The sequence below is a fragment of the Bradyrhizobium arachidis genome (assembly GCF_015291705.1).
GTDB lineage: Bacteria > Pseudomonadota > Alphaproteobacteria > Rhizobiales > Xanthobacteraceae > Bradyrhizobium > Bradyrhizobium arachidis.
Window position 1 is genome coordinate 3,497,295 of the sequence record NZ_CP030050.1, and the last position, 18,091, is coordinate 3,515,385.

15 protein-coding genes are annotated in these 18,091 nt (G+C 65.8%); 8 read left to right on the forward strand and 7 right to left on the reverse strand.

What is annotated here, in order from left to right; genetic code table 11:
* Positions 1 to 46 precede the first annotated feature (46 nt).
* Both WN72_RS16100 and WN72_RS16105 read left to right on the forward strand, forming a co-directional pair.
* Entirely contained in the window at positions 47 to 1,291 is a 1,245-nt protein-coding gene (locus WN72_RS16100) for an efflux RND transporter periplasmic adaptor subunit (protein ID WP_092217172.1), read from the forward strand.
* A 36-nt stretch (positions 1,292 to 1,327) separates the two neighbouring features.
* The gene (locus WN72_RS16105; RefSeq protein WP_092217171.1) at positions 1,328 to 4,444 is read left to right on the forward strand and encodes an efflux RND transporter permease subunit; all 3,117 of its coding nucleotides are present in this window, start codon (positions 1,328 to 1,330) and stop codon (positions 4,442 to 4,444) included.
* 116 nt (positions 4,445 to 4,560) lie between these two features.
* Here the strand turns inward: WN72_RS16105 and WN72_RS16110 are convergent, their stop codons facing one another.
* The 5 genes from WN72_RS16110 to WN72_RS16130 form a co-directional block, all read right to left on the reverse strand.
* A complete protein-coding gene (locus tag WN72_RS16110) occupies positions 4,561 to 5,523 on the reverse strand; it encodes an amidohydrolase family protein (protein WP_027558727.1) in 963 nt (320 codons plus the stop codon).
* Between the two features lie 50 nt (positions 5,524 to 5,573).
* Positions 5,574 to 6,131 (reverse strand): P-loop NTPase family protein, encoded by a 558-nt coding sequence (locus WN72_RS16115; protein WP_092217170.1) that lies wholly within the window; start codon positions 6,129 to 6,131, stop codon positions 5,574 to 5,576.
* Positions 6,132 to 6,153: 22 nt separating this feature from the next.
* On the reverse strand, positions 6,154 to 7,584 hold the full coding sequence (locus tag WN72_RS16120; RefSeq protein ID WP_092217169.1) for a TolC family outer membrane protein: 1,431 nt from the start codon (positions 7,582 to 7,584) through the stop codon (positions 6,154 to 6,156).
* A 189-nt stretch (positions 7,585 to 7,773) separates the two neighbouring features.
* Positions 7,774 to 8,553 carry an enoyl-CoA hydratase gene (locus WN72_RS16125; protein WP_027558730.1) on the reverse strand — a complete coding sequence of 260 codons (780 nt, stop codon included), beginning with the start codon at positions 8,551 to 8,553 and terminating at the stop codon, positions 7,774 to 7,776.
* 134 nt (positions 8,554 to 8,687) lie between these two features.
* A complete protein-coding gene (locus WN72_RS16130; RefSeq protein WP_092217168.1) occupies positions 8,688 to 9,335 on the reverse strand; it encodes a hypothetical protein in 648 nt (215 codons plus the stop codon).
* Between the two features lie 287 nt (positions 9,336 to 9,622).
* Between WN72_RS16130 and WN72_RS16135 the strand changes: the two genes are divergently transcribed.
* Both WN72_RS16135 and WN72_RS16140 read left to right on the forward strand, forming a co-directional pair.
* Positions 9,623 to 10,168 carry a sigma-70 family RNA polymerase sigma factor gene (locus WN72_RS16135; protein WP_167380913.1) on the forward strand — a complete coding sequence of 182 codons (546 nt, stop codon included), beginning with the start codon at positions 9,623 to 9,625 and terminating at the stop codon, positions 10,166 to 10,168.
* A 2-nt stretch (positions 10,169 to 10,170) separates the two neighbouring features.
* A complete protein-coding gene (locus WN72_RS16140; RefSeq protein ID WP_027558732.1) occupies positions 10,171 to 10,809 on the forward strand; it encodes an NrsF family protein in 639 nt (212 codons plus the stop codon).
* Positions 10,810 to 10,921: 112 nt separating this feature from the next.
* Here WN72_RS16140 and WN72_RS16145 read toward each other — a convergent pair whose 3' ends face one another.
* Both WN72_RS16145 and WN72_RS16150 read right to left on the reverse strand, forming a co-directional pair.
* On the reverse strand, positions 10,922 to 12,022 hold the full coding sequence (locus WN72_RS16145; RefSeq protein ID WP_092217166.1) for a DUF2336 domain-containing protein: 1,101 nt from the start codon (positions 12,020 to 12,022) through the stop codon (positions 10,922 to 10,924).
* Positions 12,023 to 12,085: 63 nt separating this feature from the next.
* Positions 12,086 to 13,243 carry a GGDEF domain-containing protein gene (locus WN72_RS16150; protein ID WP_092217165.1) on the reverse strand — a complete coding sequence of 386 codons (1,158 nt, stop codon included), beginning with the start codon at positions 13,241 to 13,243 and terminating at the stop codon, positions 12,086 to 12,088.
* 439 nt (positions 13,244 to 13,682) lie between these two features.
* Between WN72_RS16150 and WN72_RS16155 the strand changes: the two genes are divergently transcribed.
* The 4 genes from WN72_RS16155 (at position 13,683) to WN72_RS16170 (ending at position 17,987) form a co-directional block, all read left to right on the forward strand.
* Entirely contained in the window at positions 13,683 to 14,252 is a 570-nt protein-coding gene (locus WN72_RS16155) for a sigma-70 family RNA polymerase sigma factor (RefSeq protein WP_027558735.1), read from the forward strand.
* Positions 14,249 to 14,938: a hypothetical protein gene (locus WN72_RS16160; RefSeq protein WP_092217164.1), complete on the forward strand. Its 690-nt coding sequence runs from the start codon at positions 14,249 to 14,251 to the stop codon at positions 14,936 to 14,938. Before WN72_RS16155 ends, WN72_RS16160 begins: the two co-directional genes overlap by 4 nt.
* A gap of 16 nt (positions 14,939 to 14,954) precedes the next feature.
* Positions 14,955 to 16,661, forward strand: a complete 1,707-nt coding sequence (locus WN72_RS16165) for a S8 family serine peptidase (RefSeq protein WP_092217163.1) — start codon at positions 14,955 to 14,957, stop codon at positions 16,659 to 16,661.
* A 480-nt stretch (positions 16,662 to 17,141) separates the two neighbouring features.
* Positions 17,142 to 17,987 (forward strand): TIGR03809 family protein, encoded by an 846-nt coding sequence (locus WN72_RS16170; RefSeq protein ID WP_092217197.1) that lies wholly within the window; start codon positions 17,142 to 17,144, stop codon positions 17,985 to 17,987.
* Positions 17,988 to 18,091 lie beyond the last annotated feature (104 nt).

An 18,091-nucleotide genomic window follows, 5' to 3' on the forward strand; every position in this document is an offset into this window, starting at 1 on the left:
ACAAGGCAGCCATCTGCCGAGATCGTCGCAGACACGACCGGGCCCCATGGTAGTTGAAAATACCAAGCGAATGCAGGTGCTTACAAAACAACGGGTGATCACATCCGTAGTTTTACTAGCTCTTGCCGGTGCCGGTACCTATGGCTTCCTGCGTGCGGGAGCCAAGGAGAAGAGCCACTCCGAGATTTCCAGCCAGTCGCGCAGGAATGCGCAGAACTTCACGCCGACGCCGTCCGAATGGGCCACACTGACGATCGAGCCGGTCAAGGCCAGGACCTTCCGGGCCGAATATGTCACCGAAGGCAAGGTCGCGGTCGACGAGGACCGTTCGACGCCGGTGTTCTCGCCCTATGCGGGCCGGGTCACCAAGCTGTTGGCGAAGCCCGGCGAGACCCTGAAGCAGGGTCAACCGCTGTTCACGATCGAGGCTGCCGACACCGTGCAGGCCCAGAACGATTTCATCGCGGCGATGACCGCGCAGAACAAGGCCAAGTCGGCGATCGATCTTGCCGACATCCAGTTCAGGCGCGCCAAGGATCTCTATGAAGGCCACGCCATTCCGCTGAAGGATTATCAGCAGGCGGAAGCGAACCAGGTCCAGGCGCAGAACGACATGCGCTCGTCGGTGACGGCGCTGGAGGCCGCGCGCAACAAGCTGCGCATTCTCGGCTTCACCGACGAGACCATCAAGGCGTTCCAGGACAAGGGTGTCATCGATCGGGAGATCACGATCTACTCGCCGATCTCGGGTACGGTCGTGCAGCGCAAGATCGGCCCCGGCCAGTATGTCAACGCCGGCGCCAGCGATCCGGTGTTCGTGGTCGGCGACCTCTCCACGGTCTGGCTCACCGCCTTCGTGCGCGAGAGCGATGCGGCCGCGGTGTGCATCGGTCAGGACATCACCGTCAACGTGATGGCGCTGCCGGGCCGTCCGCTCACGGCCAAGATCAATTACGTCGCCGCCGCGATCGATCCCAACACCCGCCGCCTCCTGGTCCGCGCCACCATCGACAACAAGGACGGCCTGCTCAAGCCGGAGATGTTCGCCAACGTCACGATCTATTCGGCTGGCGACCGCGCCGCGCCGGCGGTGCCCAAGCAAGCGCTGATCTATGAAGCCGACAAGGTCCGCCTCTGGGTCGCGCGCGATGACAAGTCGGTGGAGCTGCGCGAGATCAAGACCGGCCTCATCAACGGCAACCTCGTCGAAGTCACCAGCAATCTGAAACCCGGCGAGCAGATCGTCGTCAAGGGCAGCCTGTTCATCGACCGCGCGGCGTCCGGCAGCTGATCGACGATCTAACAAACAAGACAAGCTGAAGACCTAATGGATCGCCTCGTCGCCCTTGCCGTCAACCGGCGCTTCCTGATGGTCGGCATGTTCGTCGCCGTGTTGATCGGCGGCCTGATCGCGTTCAACCAGCTCAACATCGAGGCCTATCCCGACCCGACCCCGCCGATGGTCGACATCGTGACCCAAAGTCCGGGCCTGTCGGCTGAAGAGATCGAGCGCTACATCACGATCCCGATCGAGACCCAGGTCGCGGGTCTGAAGAACATCACGACCATCCGCACCATCTCGCTCTACGGTCTCTCCGACGTCAAAATCCAGTTCTCCTTCGCCTATACTTATGAAGAGGCGTTGCAGCAGGTGCTGAACCGGCTGGCGCAGCTCGCGCCGCTGCCGGGCAACGTGCAGCCGCAGATCTCGCCGCTCAGCCCGATCGGCGAAATCTTCCGCTACCGCCTGGTCGGCCCGCCGAACTACAGCGTGCTCGATCTCAAGACCATCCAGGACTGGGTGCTCCAGCGCCGCTTCCGCGCCGTGCCCGGCGTCATCGACGTCACGGGGTGGGGTGGCAAGAGCAAGACCTACGAGCTCCAGGTCGATTTCAACAAGCTGGTCGCCAACGGACTGACGCTGCCGCAAGTGCTCCAGGCCGTCGGCAATGCGAACGTCAATGTCGGCGGCAACACCGTCAATATCGGCCAGCAATCGGCCGTGGTGCGCGGCGTCGGCCTGATACGTTCGATCGACGATCTCGCCAACACCATGATCGCCCAGACCAACGGCAATCCGGTGCTGGTCAAGGACGTCGCCACCGTCACCGTCGGGCAGAAGCCCCGCCTCGGCATCGCCGGCATCGACGATGCCGACGACATCGTGCAGGGCATCGTGCTGATGCGTCGCGGCGAGCAGAGCTCGCCGACCATCAAGCGCGTCCATCAGCTCGTTCAAACCATCAACAACTCCAGCATCTTGCCGCCGGGCGTGCGCATCGAACGCATCTACGACCGCGGCGACCTGATCGAGCTCACCACCCACACCGTGCTGCACAACATGGTGGTCGGCATTCTCTTGATCGTGCTGCTGCAATGGATCTTCCTCGGCGATCTCCGCAGTGCGTTGATCGTCGGCGCCACCATTCCGTTCGCGCTGTTCTTCGCCGTGATCATCTTGGTGCTGCGCGGTGAATCGGCGAACCTGCTGTCGGTCGGCGCGATCGATTTCGGCCTGATCGTCGATGCCACCGTCATCATGGTGGAGGCGATCTTCCGCCGCCTGACGCAGACGACGCCGGTGTCGGAAACCGAGCACATGTCGCCCGAGACGCTGTTCGGCATGAAGAGCCACGCCATCCTCAGCGCCGCCGCCGACGTCTCACGCTCGATCTTCTTCGCCGCCGCGATCATCATCGCCGCGTTCATCCCGCTGTTCACGCTGTCAGGCGTCGAAGGCAACATCTTCGGGCCGATGGCGCGCACCTATGCCTATGCGCTCGCTGGCGGCTTGCTTGCGACCTTCACGGTCACCCCGGCGCTGTCAGCGATCATCCTGCCCGCGCATGTCGAGGAAACCGAGACGAAGGTCATGCAGATCCTGCACCGGCTCTACATGCCGGTGCTCAATTGGGCGGTCGCAAACCGCAGCATCGTCCTCGGTGCCGCGGTCGGCCTCGTGCTGATGACGGTCGCGCTCGCCCGGCTGCTCGGTCTCGAATTCCTGCCGAAGCTGGAAGAGGGCAATCTCTGGATCCGCGCCACGCTGCCGCCGACCATCTCGCTGCAGGAAGGCAATTCCTACGTCAACGAGATGCGCAAGGTGATCCGCGCCCGGCCCGAGGTCGAATCCGTGGTGTCGCAGCATGGCCGTCCCGACGACGGCACCGACGCCGCCGGCTTCTTCAACGCCGAGTTCTTCGCCCCGCTCAAGCCCGCTAGCCAATGGCCCGGCACGCGCGACAAGGAAGAGCTGACCGCGCAGCTGCTCAAGCAGCTCGACGACCGCTTCCCCGGCGTCGAATTCAACTTCTCGCAATATCTCCAGGACAACGTCTCCGAAGCCGTCTCCGGCGTGAAGGGCGAGAACTCGATCAAGCTGTTCGGCAGCGATCTCCAGGCGCTCACCGACACCGCCAACAAAATCAAGCAGGTGCTGTCGACCGTGCAGGGCGTCACCGACCTCGCGGTGTTCACCTCGCTCGGGCAGCCGACCATCCAGATCGACATCGACCGCGCCAAGGCCGCCCGCTATGGCCTCGCGCCCGGCGACATCAATGCCACCATCAAGGTCGCGATCGGCGGTGACACCGCGGGCGATCTCTATGAGCCCGGCAGCGACCGCCACTTCCCGATCATCGTGCGCCTTGCGCCGGAATACCGCCGGAGTGCCGAGGCGATCCAGAACTTGCGGATCGGCGCGCCCGGGCCGAATGGCACCGTCACCCAGATCCCCTTGAGCGAGGTCGCCACCATCAACCTGGTGTCGGGTGCGGCCTACATCTATCGCGAGCAGCAGGAACGCTATCTGCCGATCAAGTTCTCGGTGCGCGAGCGCGACCTCGGCAGCGCGATCCGCGAGGCGCAGCAGAAGATCGCCGACCAGGTGCAATTACCGCCCGGCTCGCACATGGAATGGGTCGGCGAATTCGGAAACCTCCAGGACGCGATCCGCCGGCTGTCGATCGTGGTGCCGATCTCGCTGGCGCTGATCGGCGTGCTGCTCTGGTTCAATTTCGGCTCGATGGCCGACACGCTGCTGGCGATGAGCGTGATCCCGATGGCGATCTTCGGCGGCGTGCTGGGTCTCTTGATCACCGGCACGGCGTTCAGCGTCTCCGCAGCGATCGGTTTCATCGCGCTGTTCGGCATCGCCGTGATGGACGGCATCATCATCCTGTCGCAGTTCAATCAGTTGATCGAAGAGGGCATGGACCGCATGAGCGCGGTGGTGCGCACCGGCGAATTGCAGCTGCGGCCCGTGCTGATGACCTGCGTCGTCGCCGGCGTCGGCCTGTTGCCAGCGGCGCTGTCGGAGGGCATCGGCTCGCAGGTGCAGAAGCCGCTCGCCGTCGTGGTCGTCACCGGCATGATGCTGGCGCCGGTCGTGATCCTCGTGACCTTGCCGGTCTTGATCTCTTTCTTCTCGCGCCGCGCGCGCTGATATCAGGCCGGCAAACTAAAGCGCGATGAGATTGCGATGAATCGTCATCGCGCTTTAGATCATTGTTTGAGCATGATCTTTTCGGAAAACCGCTGCGCACTTTTCCGGATCATGCTCTAGAACCCGTAAAGCCGCGCCGGATTGTCGACCAGGATTTTCTTGCGCACGCCCGCATCCGGCGCCCACACCGGAAGCTGGTTGAGCAGCCGACCGTCGTCGATCTGGTAGAGCGGCGCGATGTCGGTGGCCTTGCGTCCCTCGACGCGGCTCGAATCCGGATGCGGCCAGTCGGTGCCCCAGACGATGCGATCGGGGTTGGCCGCGATCAGCGCCTGCGCGTACGGCGCCATGTCCTGATAATCGGGCGCGAGCTTCGACGAGCGGTAGGCGCCGGAGATCTTGACATAGGCCTTGCCGGACTTCACCAGCGCGACGAGATCGGAGAAGCCGGGCTGCTCCAGGCCCCGCTCGGCTTCGAGGCCGCCGAAATGGTCGAACACGACCGGCACCGGCGCGGTCTCGACGAGGTCCTTGATCGCCGAGATCATGGCAAGCGTGGTGTAAAGCTGCACGTGCCAGCCGCGCGCTTTCATGCGCTCGACTGCGGCGGTGAAGCGGGGCCGGCCGACATTGGGGTCATTGACGCCGCCGGTCGCCAGATTGAGGCGGACGCCGCGGAAGCCGTCCTGATGCATCGTGTCGAGCGCGCTCTCCGGCGTCTTGTCGTCGATCACGGCGACGCCACGCGCATTCGCGCCGCGCGCCTTCATGCCGAACAGGCTCGACGAATTATCGGTGCCGTAGACGCTGGGCGTGACGATCACCACGCGCTCCATATGTAGCGCCTTGTGCAGTGCGGCCATCTCCTCCGGCGAAGCCGGCTCGGGCGTGTAGACGCGCCCGGCGAAGAACGGAAACTTTTCGACATCGCCGTGGATGTGGGTGTGGCAGTCGCAGGCGTGCGGCGGAACGTCGAAATTGACCGGCGTCGCGGGCTGCGCGGCCCGGGCGTGGGCTCTGTTGGTCATGGCTACTCCGGCGGCGAGGGAGGCAAGCAGGACGCTGCGTCGATTGAGCACGGTTTCTCTCCCTGATTTGTTTTTTTGAGGCCGTGCGAGACAGTATCACATCAGTCCGGCAGCCGCTCCGCTTCGCTGCATAGCTGCTCGACGAGGTCCGCAAGCGGTCGTGAGCCGTCAACGCGCACGACGGGGCAGGACAGGCCGGAGAGCCACGCTTCATGCTTTGCAAGATTGCGGCCTTCGCGATCGCCGGCTTCGTAGTGCGAGGCCCATTCGACGAAGTCTTCGGTGTCGGCATGGCGCCAGCCGCCCGGCGCGACGGCATCAGTACCGAAATGAGCGGCCTCGCGGGCGCGCAATCGCTTCAGCCGGATCTCGCGCGGCGTGGTCACGAAGACGACCAGATCGAAGTACGAGACGAGCTCCTCGCCCCAGCCGGTGATGGATCCGCTCAGCACCCAATCGAGACGTGGCAGGAACATCTCGCGCATCAGGCGCAGGCGCGCGGCGGCGGGGCGCGTCGTCTGGTAGGGCGGCACGGTCGGCAGCCAGAAATAGTCGTCGCTGTCGTGATGCGGCAGCGCAAGCCGGCCCGCGAGCGCGCGACCGAGCGTCGTCACGCCTGAGCCCGAAGCTCCCATCAGATGGATGCGGCGGCTCTTCATGGCACCCGCGAGAAGATTGAGATTACTGCCCCGACGGCGTGCGCAGGCCGTGCCAGGCGTCGCGGACCTGCTGGTAGTGCACGTCGGGCAAATAGTCCGGCGTGTTCAGGCTCAAGGTCTTGACGTCGAGATGGCCGACGGCGCTGAGCAGGGTGTAGGAGGCGATCACGCGGTCGCGCAGCGCGCCGATCAGGCGGGCCTTGGCCTGGATCAGGTCGGCCTGCGAGTTCAAGACGTCGACCGTCGTGCGCTGTCCGCCGGCGGCTTCGCGCTGCACGCCCTGGAGCGCGACGGTTGCCGCCTTCACCTCGGACTCCGAGGCCGAGACCGCGATCTTGGCGCCTTCGTTCGCGACCCATGCGCTGACGGCGGCGGTGCGCGCCTGGTTGCGGACTTGGTCGAGCACGAGCCGGCTCTGCGCCGAGACCTCCTTGGCCTGCCGGGTCTGCGAGGCGGCCTGGCCGCCGTCATAGATCGGCGCGGTGACGCTGGCGACGATCGAGGCCTGGTCCTCGGCGAAGGTGCCGAGCGTCGGGTCGTTGTTGCGGCTTTTGCTGGCGCTGCCCTGGACGCTGGCGCTCGGCAGCAGCGCGCCCTCGGCGACGCGGATATTGGTCGAGGCGACATCGACGTCGAAGCCTGCGGCCATCACCGCCGGATGCTGACGAATCGCCATCGTCATGGCGTCCTCGCGGCTCTTCGGCAGATAACGGTCGACGACCTCGGCGGCTCGAAGCTGCGACGGGGGATTGCCGATCACCTGCGCATAGGTTGCCTGGCTGACCGCGAGCGCGACTTCGGCGGCGTTGAGATCGGCAAGGCCGCGGTTGAGACGGGCTTCGGCCTGCGCGGTATCCGTCGGCGTGACGTCGCCGGCGTTGAGGCGGCGCTGGGTGACCGCGAGCGTCTCGCGCAGGAAGGCGACGTTGGAGCGCTGCGCCTCGACCAGCGACTGGTTGGCGAGCACGTTGGTGTAGGCGGTGACCGCGTCGAGCAGCACGCCCTGGCCGACATTGCGCAGCGCCTCGCGGCCCGACTGCACCTGGAGCTCGGCGGCGCGCACGTTGTTGGCCGTGCGGAAGCCGTTGAACAGGGTCTGCGTCACGGTGACGCCGATCACCCACGGCTTCAGGTTCGCGGTCTGGATGGTGTTGTCGGGCAAAAGGTTGCGCACCGATTGCAGGCCGGCGCTGAGGCTCGCCACGATTTGCGGCCGGTAGCCGGCCAGCGCCTGCGGCACGTTCTCGTCGGTCGCGCGCTGGCGTGCGCGCTCGGCATTGAGCTGCGGGTTGGTCTGGTAGGCTTTCGCCAATGCCTCCGGCAGGGCTTCCGCCGACGCAGCAGCGGGCAGGGCGCAACAGAGCGCCAGCGCGGTCCATGTCGCAAGCACAGGCCCCACGCCCGATCGATGCTGCGTCATCACGCGACCAGCTCTAGCGGCACGCCCAATCATGAAATCCCGCAAACCCCGGCTGTCCGCCCCCGCCGACGGCGGCCCTCTTAACTGTTTAACCAGCCGAGGTCCCGCAGGCAAACTGCCGCGGGGAAAACCCCCATCTATTCCGTGCTTGTTGCCGGCGAGTCACAGCATTTTTGCGGATCAGCATCAGAGCCTTACACCAGCCTGACCGTCCGCTTGCGCCTACCGGTTCTTGTTCACCGGCTTGCGCTTCTCGATGAACGCGGCCATGCCCTCGGCGCGGTCCTCCAGCGCGAAGGTCGCGTGGAACAGGTTGCGCTCGACGCTCATGCCTTCGGCGAGCGTGGTCTCGAGGGCGCGGTTCACCGCTTCCTTGGCCATCGCGGCGGCAGGCCGCGACATCGCGGCGATCTTCTCGGCGGCGGCCATGACTTCGTCCATCAGCTTGTCGGCTGGCACGATACGGCTGACGAGGCCTGAGCGCTCGGCTTCCGCCGCATCCATCATGCGGCCGGTGAGGCAGAGATCCATCGCCTTGGACTTGCCGATGGCGCGGGTCAGGCGCTGGGTGCCGCCGATGCCGGGAATGGTGCCGAGCGTGATTTCGGGCTGACCGAATTTGGCGGTGTCGGCGGCGATGATGATGTCGCACATCATGGCGAGCTCGCAGCCGCCGCCGAGTGCATAGCCTGCGACGGCGGCGATGGTCGGCTTGCGGCAGCGCGCGACGCGGTCGCCGCCGATCGCGGCGAAATCTTCCGAGAACATGTCGATGAAGCCCTTCGGCTGCATCTCCTTGATGTCGGCGCCGGCGGCAAAGGCCTTTTCGCTGCCGGTCACGACGATGCAGCCGATGGCGTCATCGGCCTCGAGATCGTCGACGGCCGCGGCAATCTCGCGGAAGACGCCGAAGGAGAGCGCGTTGAGCATTTTCGGCCGGTTCAGCTTGATGATACCGACCGCACCCTGGCTTTCGACGATGATGTGTTCGAACGTGCTCATGCTCCACCCACGCGTTTGATTGGGCGGGCAATGTGCCCGCTGGCGCGGATGCCTTCAAGGGGCCCAAAGGCCGCCGGAACAAAGGTCGCCCGGAACACGCCGCAAGATGCGCGTCCCGGGCGTGGAGGTTCTTCTTAAGCCATGAACATGCGCGCGGCGGAGGCCAGTGTCAGCAGCGTGCCGACGCCGATGAAGATCTTGCCGATCAGGGAGCTCTGGTCCCAGGCCGAGCTCTGCTGGCTCGCCATTACCGGCGCCGGCCGCGGCTGCGCGTCGGTTGCGGCGATCACCGCCTTCTGCGCCGGCGGGTTGTCCTGCGGCAGGGCGCGGTCGAGATCGTTGAGCTGGTCGGGTGCGACGACCTGGCTCTCGGCGTCCGAGCCGGCCGGAGTGTCGGCCGCGGCCTGGACGTTGTCGTTGGCGCGGCCCGTCATCGCGGTGGCTGCGGCTGCCGTCGGCGTGTCGGCGGCGGCAAGCTGCGCACGGGCGTTGGCGACTTCCGGCGGCATCTGGCTGGATGCCGGCACGTCCCTGCTGACCTTGACCTCGTCGGTCTTCGTCGCAGCGGCCTTGTCGTCGGAGGACTTCTCCGCCGTCTTGCTGCTGCTGCGGCGAGAAGAGTGGCGGCGGTGCTTGCTTGGCTTGTCCGCGTCGGCCTGTTTGCCGGCGCTGTCCGATTTGCTGTCCGCAGCCGCGCTCGGTGCTGCCTGCGCAACGCCTCCGAACAGCAGGAAAAGCCCGGCCAGAAGAATCAGGGCAGCGCGCCCGCTGGTTTTCATCATGTTGACGATCTCCCCAATCCACCCATCCCGGACCGAACAGAGACGCCGGGGCGTGACCACAGCGGGGCGGAAAATGGGAATCTTCGGGCTACACCGGGCGAAAACGGGGCAATCCGGTTCCTCGCGGCCGGCCGCTGGATGCGGGACGGGCCGATCGGTGTTATGAGCCGTCGCAGACTTTTTCGGCCCTTCGGTAACGCAGCCCGGCACATATCACGAATTCGTGATCTAGCTGACGCCCGCGTAACAAATTGAAAGAGCGGCCGAATTGCATGGTGAGGGCGCGGGTGCGCGGACGTGAGGACGAATGGACCGACCTGATGCGGTCGGCCATGGCTGGCGATGATGCGGCGTATCATCGCCTGTTGAAGGCGGTCACGCCGGTGCTGCGCGCCGCCGCGAGGCGGGGCCTGGCGCGGGCCGGGCAGCCCCCCGACCAGGCCGAGGATATCGTGCAGGAGATTCTGTTGGCGGTGCATCTGAAGCGGCACACCTGGGACAGCGAAGCCCCCTTCGCGCCCTGGCTGTTCGCGATCGGCCGCAACAAGCTGATCGACACGCTGCGCCGGCGCGGCAAGCGCGTCTTCGTCAACATCGACGATTTCGCCGAGACCTTGCCGGGCGAGGCGCCGCAGGAAACGGCGTCGGCGGGCGAGGTCGCAGCGCAGCTTGGCACGCTGCCGCAGCGTCAGCGCGACGTATTGCAGTCGATCGCGGTCGAGGCCGCCTCGATCAAGGACACGGCGGCGAAATTTTCGATGAGCGAAGGTGCGGTGCGGGTCGCGCTGCATCGCGGACTTGCGGCGCTGACTGCCAAACTGCGAGACCATTAGTCATGGATACCGATCAACTCATTCGCACGCTCGCGGCCGACAATGCCCATCGCGCGCCGCGCGTCGGCGCCGTGCTGACCATGGCGCTGCTGGTGGCCGCGCCGTTGTCGATCCTGATCTTCGCGACGTTCCTCGGCGTGCGGCCCGACGTCATGACGGCCATGCACAATCCGTTCTTCGACATGAAGTTCGCGGTCACGCTGTCGCTCGCGATCCCCGCGATCATCGTCAGCCTGCATCTGTCGCGGCCCGAGGCCTTGATGCGCGGCTGGGGCTGGCTGCTGTTGCTTCCCGTCGGGCTGCTCGCGGTCGCGATCGGCGGCGAGATGATGATGGCGCCGGCAATGCCGATGACGATGCGCATGATGGGCAAGAACTCCAGGGTGTGCCTGGTTGCGATCCCCGCGATGTCGCTGCCGCTGCTTGCGGGCGCACTGTTCGGCCTGCGCCACGGCGCGCCGTCGCATCCGGCGCTCGCCGGTGCGCTCGCCGGCCTGGTATCGGCGGGCCTTGCCGCGACGCTCTATGCCTCGCACTGCACCGACGACTCGCCGATGTTCGTCGCGACCTGGTACACGATCGCAACGGCGCTCGTGACCGCGATCGGCGCCGTCATCGGCTCAAAAGTCTTGCGGTACTAGTGCATGATCCGGAAAAGTGCGCAGCGGTTTTCCGAAAGGATCACGCGCAAACAAGGAGCTGAAGCGCGATGACGATTGAGCCCAATCTCATCGCGCTTTAGTCCCAACGGCTTCACACCGCCGGCGTCGTGCCCTGCATGCGGTGGAAGCGCAGCACCTGCTGCGCTGTCGATGAGCGCAGCGCCTCGTAGGTGTCGCGCAGCATCAGCATGTCGGTCTGCGAGCCGCCGGAGAGCTTTTCGCGCATGGCGATGATGGCGCGCACGCTCGACCAGGACATGCCCGCGACCTTGGCGAGGATCATCACGCCCTCGGTGCGGCTCTCGATCATCATGTTTTCGGCGGTCTCGACCGCGACGCCCGCGAGCGCGGCGAGCCCGGCATTGGTTTCGTCGAACTTGCCCTGCTCGGCGAAGGTGGTGACCTGGAATTCGTTGAGGCGGCCGTCCGCATGCAGCGACTTCACTAGCGCGCGCGCCATCTCCGTCTGTCTCGTCATGGCGGCCGCACGGACCCGCTGGGCCGCTTCCTGGACGACGCTCGAGACTTCGTCCGCAAGTCCAGGATGCGCGGCCTCCAGTTTCCTGCGCACGCTCAGGGAGGCTTTTGCGACCAGCCTCAGATAATGATGGCGCGGCAGATCGGGCCGCAGGCCGATGCAAGTGGCGAGCTCGTCGTCGCGCTCGGCGCGGGTGACGAGGTCGGAGAAGCTTCCCTCGGAAAGCTGGGCGCCGGGATTGCTGACGGTCGACTGCACCACGTCGTCGTTGCCGCGCGTCACCAGCAGGTCGGTCAACGCTTCCGACAGCACGCGACGGAGCGAGATCGCCTTGAGATGCGCCTGGCCCCTGGTGCGCGCGATCTCGAGCAAGGTGGTCTCGTCGAGCCGTTCCGATTTCGACAGCACGGGGCCGGCGACCTCGATGACCTCGTCGAGGGCGAGCGTGCGGATGATCTTTGGCGGCGCCGCCGCGATCGGCGCAAGGCGCTCGGCGAGCAGCGCTCTCGCCGACGTCTCGATCTGCTCGATCAGGCACTGGAACACGTCGTCGAACACGCGGACATGCTCGTCGGAATAGTCCACCGCGTTGCCTACGAAGAGATCGGTGACGCGGCGGAGCGTCTCGACCCGGCGCGCGACGGTGCCGTGCGAGAGCGCAGCCTGCAATTCGTCCAGCAGGTTGTCGGATGGTTTGGCGGGTTTGGATCTCATTGCCCTGTCCTGGAGCGTTGGGTCCGGTGGCGGCTTCTGTCGCACCCGGAGAAAATGGATTGGTCAGCTCGTTGCAATTCGGTTGCGCCCTTGCGCCTTGGCGGAATAGAGCGCGCTGTCGGCGCGCGCGAGAAATGTGTCGGCAGTATCAACGTCGCGCAGCGTCACAACGCCCGCGGAAATCGTCACCCGCAAGCCCGGCGAGAACGCGCTCCAGTCGAGATCGGCGACGATGCCGCGCAGCCGCTCCAGCATGCGCGTGGCCGCATCGGCTTCGGTGTCGGGCAGCAGCAGCAAGAATTCCTCGCCGCCGTAGCGGCCAAAACTGTCGGCCGGGCGGATGTTGGCGAAAATGGTGATGGCGAAGGTGCGCAGCACCTCGTCGCCGACGGGATGACCGTGGGCGTCGTTGATGCGCTTGAACCAGTCGAGATCGATCAGCGCGATCGCGCAAGGCGTGGACGCCTGCCGCGACTTTTCGATCTCGGCGTCGAGCAGCCGCATGATGCAGCGGCGGTTGTAGGAGCCGGTGAGCTCGTCGAGCTCGGCGAGCTCCTCGATGCGGCGATAGGCATCCTTCAGCTCGATGCTGCGCCGATACAGGATCTTGCGCAGCGTGGCGCCGAACAGGCCGAGGAAGGCGCACTGGCCGATCACCAGCACGAAGCAGAGCATCGAGGCAGTGCGCTGCAGCCGTGTCGCAACCGGCATGCCGATCGGCAAATCGGAGGCGAGGAAGACGGCGGCAAGGCCGCTGGTCGCGATCGCCCAGGTCAGCATCGCCTGGGCCGAGGTCATGCGCAGCGTGCCGAAGGCGAAGATCAGGAACAGCACGCTGATGAAGGCGACGCCGATGGTCGGCACCGACACCAGGAACACGAATTGCAGCGCCATGTGCGCCGAGATCTGGAACACGGTGAGATAGTGGTCGGTGAACCTGTCACCGACGCCGGCCTCCGACAGCACGGCGAACGAGCCGATGATCAGGAGGCCGCCGAACCAGAACAGCGAGGCAACGTCGACCGAGGTCGCGCCGTCATAGGCGTAGAGCAGCAGAACCGAGGCGCCGAGCGAGTAGCTCACGACCTGGCCGATATACATCTGGCGGCGCTGCCGGGCCCTGCGCGCCAGCACCACGGGCGCGGCCGCTTCGGGCGCGAGGACGAGATCCGCGGCCTCAGCGGCATTCCTCTCCGGAAAGGACGTCGCGGCCGTGCTCATGGTCCCGCCAGTGGTGGAGTTCAGCCCAAAAATCTACGTGGCAAGCCTTTAGGTTTGGTATCCTTTGAAACCGAATCCGAACCGTGCAAGCGCAGAACAGCATGGTGTTGGCCGGCAGGAGAATTTGCCGGCGATTAGGCATCGTTTGCGATGCGGTCGAGCCAAGGCGGGGGTTCGTGAGACATACGTCGTGCAGGACTGCTATGGAACCGGAATTGGTCGGCCCGCCCGTGCCGGGCAGACATCCCGCAGGAAAGTGTTTCAGTATTATGTTACCTACATCGATCGAGACGGCCAACCGCCGCAGGTGGGACGAGAAAAATGCACGTATGTGGGGTAAATCACACAGGCCCCCGTACGACTGCGGTACGTTGAAGAATTTCGCTCCTCCCGTCGAACCGTCCGCCGTATCGACCCGACCAACTTTGCGAGACGGGCTTTGAGCGTGACACAGGCGGCTTCGGACGAGGTCCTGATCGCCAGGATCGCCCAAGGTGACCGGCTCGCCATGCAGGTGCTGTACGGGCGGCACCATGTCAGGGTCTACAGGTTCGGGCTGAGGCTCGTGCGGGACGAGCAGGCGGCAGAAGACCTCATCAGCGAGGTTTTTCTCGACGTCTGGCGTCAAGCCGGCAAGTTCGAGGGCCGATCCGCCGTTTCCACCTGGCTGCTGGCAATCACCCGATTCAAGGCCCTCTCGGCGCTCCGGCGCAGGAAGGATTTTGAGTTGGACGAAGACGCCGCGAACGCGATCGAGGATTCGTCCGATGATCCGGAAACGGTGGTGCAGAAGAAGGATACCAGTGAAGCGTTGCGGGAGTGTCTGACGGGCCTCTCGCCGGAACACCGGGAAATCGTCGATCTTGTCTACTACCACGAGAAGTCCGTGGAAGAGGTGGCCGAAATCGTCGGCATTCCGGAGAACACTGTGAAGACGCGCCTGTTCTACGCGCGCAAGAAACTGGCCGAACTGCTGAAGGCAGCCGGCGTTGAGCGAGGCTGGCCATGATGGCATTGAGCAAGAAGATGCTGGAGCAAGAGCCCAGTGAGATTGAACTGCTGCTGCCCTGGCACGCCGCCGGCACGCTGAACGCGCGCGACGCCCGCCGCGTCGAGGAAGCGCTGGCGCGCGATCCCGAACTGGCCAAGCAGTATGCCGCGATCCGCGGCGAGTATGAAGAGACCATTCATCTGAACGAGAGTCTGGGGGCTCCGTCGGCCCGCGCGATGCAGAAGCTGTTTGCCGCGATCGACGCCGAGCCGGCGCGGGTAGCCACGCCGTTGCCGCTCTCCACGCGCATCTCGACCTTCTTTGCGAGCCTGTCGCCGCGCACGCTGGCCTGGTCGGCGAGCCTCGGCGCCATCGCGCTGCTGCTGCAGGCCGGCATCATCGGTGCCGTGCTGATGAAGACCCAGACCGCGACCTACCAGACCGCGTCGCTCTCGATCGGCGCGCCGATCACGCGCGAGCTCGGAGCCGCACCGGCGCGGGCGCTGGTGCGCTTCACGCCCGAGGCGCGCGTCGCCGACATCACCGCGCTGCTCGACAGCTACCAGGCCTCGATCATCGGTGATGCCAAGGGCGGCATGTTCCGTCTCCAATTCGACAAGGCGATGAGCCAGGACGAGCTCGCCGCGCTGCTCGCCAGGATGTCGCGCGAGAAGTTCGTCAATCTCGCTGTGGCGGCGCCTTAAGCGCGCCTCTCGACCGATGACAGGCAAGTCCAAGAGTAGGATGCGCGCCGGGGCTTACGCTTCATCGGCCGGTGCCGCGCTGCTGCTCGCCGCCTGTCTCGGCGTCGAGGTCGCAGAGGCGCAGGCGATCATGCGCACGCCGACGATCAGTGTGCCCTCGCGCACGCCGACCATCTCTCCCAACGTCGCCGCACGCGTGAACCCGGGCGTCGCTGCGCGCGTGGTCGCGGTCGACCGCGGTCCGCGTGCGATTGCGACGCCGCGGCTCTCGGCGCGGATGGGGCCGACCCCGGTGCTGCCCTATGCCCGCTACTCCCCGAACCTCTATCCCGCCTGCTCCGCGCCCTATCGCGACGCCGACGGCGAGTGCCTGGGGCAGCCGAACGCGGGCGGCGAGGGGACTGGCAAGTCGGGCAAGAAGACCGCCGCCAAGGGGCGCGGCAACAATACGCCGGTGGCTGCGAACCTGCGCAGCTTCGCAGGCGAATTCGTCGCCGAGATCGACGGTGCGCTGACGCCGACCGAAGCCGACGAGCTGGCGCGCCGCCATGGCCTTGCGCGCGTTTCCTCCGAAAACTTCCCGCTGATCGGCGCGACGTTCGGCCTGTTCCGCATCACCGATGGCCGCCCGTTCGAGACGGTGCGGCGCGAGTTCGCCGCGGACGGCAGCGTGCGCTCGGTGCAGCCGAACTTCCGCTACGTGCTTCAGGACCAGAAGCCGGCGACGCCGACCGAAGGCGATCCCGCGCAATATGCCCTGGCAAAGCTCCGCCTGCCGCAGGCGCATACGCTGGTGCATGGCGCCAACGTGACCATTGCCGTGATCGATTCCGGCATCGACGCAAGGCATCCCGAGCTCGCCAATTCCATCGCCGACAATTTCGATGCGCTCGGCAGCGCCGAGGGCCCGCACATCCACGGCACCGGCATTGCCGGCGCCATCGTGGCGCACGCCAAGCTGATGGGCAGCGCGCCCGAGGCGCGCATCATCGCGATCCGCGCCTTCGGCGGCACCGGCGGCGGTGCGGAGAGCTCGTCCTACATCATCCTGCGCTCGCTGAACTACGCCGCCGAGCACGGCGCGCAGATCGTCAATATGAGCTTTGCCGGCCCGAAGGACGCGGTGATCGAGCGCGCCATTGCCGCGACCGCCGCGCGCGGCCTCGTGCTGATCGCGGCCGCCGGCAATGCCGGCGCAAAATCGCCGCCGCTCTATCCCGCCGCCAATCCCAACGTGATCGCGGTCAGCGCCACCGACCAGCAGGACAAGCTGTTCTCCGCGTCCAACCGCGGCAATTACATCGCGCTGGCGGCGCCCGGCGTCGACATCTTCCTGCCGGCGCCCGACGGCAAATACCAGATGACGTCGGGCACCTCGTTCTCGGCGGCCTATGTCTCCGGCGTCGCGGCGCTGCTGCTCGAACGCAATTACACGCTGAAGCCGGAAGCGCTGCGCATGACGCTTGCGAAGACCGCGCGTGACCTTGGTTCACCCGGACGTGATGATCTGTTCGGCGACGGCGAGGCCGATGCGTTTGCCGCGGTCACGGCTGTTCCCGCCGACAACGCGACGCCGGTTGCGGCGGCGTCCGGTACAACAAAACGTGAAGATGCGCAGCCACGTCGCGATGAGCCGGGCATTCGCGCGATCGAGCAGCCCTCGCTGTCGAGCGCGGCCGATAAAGCCACGGTTTCTCAGGCGGATAGGCCGGCGACGCGATAGTGGCTGCGACAACATTGCGCGCCCGCCAAAGGTTAAAAAATCGAACACCGGATTGAACGTTCAGCCAGCTGCCACGACCAAAATATGTGGGAGCGGTCATCCCTCCCCATCAGTCATATCAGGCGCGAGCGCCCATCCACCCCAAGCGCCCATATGGCTCGACCCGTCCGGTTGTCCCCCCGGACGGGTCTTTTCTTTTTGGGGGTCTGTTTCTTTGAGGCGTCGGATCCATTCAGCTTGCGGTTGAAGGACGGCGCGTGCGTTCATCTCGTCGGCCGACCGGCACGCCGCAACGCCGTCATGCTTGTGCGAAGCTTGACTCGAAATCACAGCAATTCTCCGCACGACTACGGACTTTCATGACGAACGGCGTGTCGTTGCTGGACAAGTCAAAACTTTTCCACAAAATATTCATGTCGCGTCTAAATTGATTCGTGTGCGTTGCGTCGCGTCCGTATTTTTCTCATGACGGGCTGGTTCATGACACATCGCCAAAGCGCGGCCGCCGGCCGCGAGATCGCGGCACGCTGGTGCACTCTCGCCGAGCAGCGGCTGGAGCACCTCTCCGAAATGTTCGAGACCGGACGCTGGCGTCGCTACCACTCCGAGATCGCATTCCTCGAAAACATCCAGGAAGCCAAACTCGCCGTCCAGACCTGGCGCGCGCTCGCGACCGGTGGCGACGTTGCCGCGGCGGCTGCGAGCGTCTCGCCCGCCTTCGGCTGGTCGCCGGCGACCATGCCCCGCGTGTTTCCGCGCGAGCAAGCGGCGCAGACCATGCAGCCCAAGCCTTTGCAGCCCAAGCCTTTGCAGCCCAAGCCTTTGCAGCACAAGCCGCTGCAGCCCAAGGCCGTCCACATCGCGCCTGAGACCGCCGCGCCGGTCAGGCTCGCGCCCAAGCCGGACGTTCTCCCCGAAGTCACCGAAGCCCCGCTCGTACCGCAGGCTCCTGTCTCGCCGCGCGTGGCGGCTGCCAAGTTCGCATCATTCACCGCGCCTGCCGAGGTGCCGCCGCTCAAGGCACCCGCTGCGAGGGCGCCGCTCTCCGCACCTGCCGTGAAGTCACCGGTGGCCACGCCCGCCGCTTTGGCGCCGTTCATCGCCCCCCCTGTGAAGCCGCCGGTCGCGGCGCTCGCGGCCCTGCCGCCGCGTGCTGCCCCTGCCGTGAAGGCGCCGCTGGCCCAGCCTGCCGCAATGGCCGCGCTCCTGCCGCAGTTCGCTCCGCCCGCCGCCGAAATCGTCGCAGCCCCCGAGCGCGTCGTCGAGTTCACCTTCAGCCTCGACGGCCTGCAAGCGAAATACCCGCTGCTGCGGAACGCGTTCTAGCGCAAAGGTTCAAGAGGACCGCCGCGTCCCCCAACTCCGTCATCCTGAGGTGCGAGACACGTGGCGCAAGGCGCCACGTGGTGAGCCTCGAAGGATGCACGGCC

Bases quoted from the DNA above. Each gene is read 5' to 3' on its own strand.
- WN72_RS16140 (WP_027558732.1), top strand. From the start codon at position 10,171: ATGGATACCGATCAACTCATTCGCACGCTCGCGGCCGACAATGCCCAT.
- WN72_RS16100 (WP_092217172.1), top strand. From the start codon at position 47: ATGGTAGTTGAAAATACCAAGCGAATGCAGGTGCTTACAAAACAACGG.
- WN72_RS16105 (WP_092217171.1), top strand. From the start codon at position 1,328: ATGGATCGCCTCGTCGCCCTTGCCGTCAACCGGCGCTTCCTGATGGTC.
- WN72_RS16150 (WP_092217165.1), bottom strand. From the start codon at position 13,243: ATGAGCACGGCCGCGACGTCCTTTCCGGAGAGGAATGCCGCTGAGGCC.
- WN72_RS16120 (WP_092217169.1), bottom strand. From the start codon at position 7,584: ATGATTGGGCGTGCCGCTAGAGCTGGTCGCGTGATGACGCAGCATCGA.
- WN72_RS16160 (WP_092217164.1), top strand. From the start codon at position 14,249: ATGATGGCATTGAGCAAGAAGATGCTGGAGCAAGAGCCCAGTGAGATT.
- WN72_RS16115 (WP_092217170.1), bottom strand. From the start codon at position 6,131: ATGAAGAGCCGCCGCATCCATCTGATGGGAGCTTCGGGCTCAGGCGTG.
- WN72_RS16125 (WP_027558730.1), bottom strand. From the start codon at position 8,553: ATGAGCACGTTCGAACACATCATCGTCGAAAGCCAGGGTGCGGTCGGT.
- WN72_RS16165 (WP_092217163.1), top strand. From the start codon at position 14,955: ATGACAGGCAAGTCCAAGAGTAGGATGCGCGCCGGGGCTTACGCTTCA.
- WN72_RS16145 (WP_092217166.1), bottom strand. From the start codon at position 12,022: ATGAGATCCAAACCCGCCAAACCATCCGACAACCTGCTGGACGAATTG.
- WN72_RS16170 (WP_092217197.1), top strand. From the start codon at position 17,142: ATGACACATCGCCAAAGCGCGGCCGCCGGCCGCGAGATCGCGGCACGC.
- WN72_RS16130 (WP_092217168.1), bottom strand. From the start codon at position 9,335: ATGATGAAAACCAGCGGGCGCGCTGCCCTGATTCTTCTGGCCGGGCTT.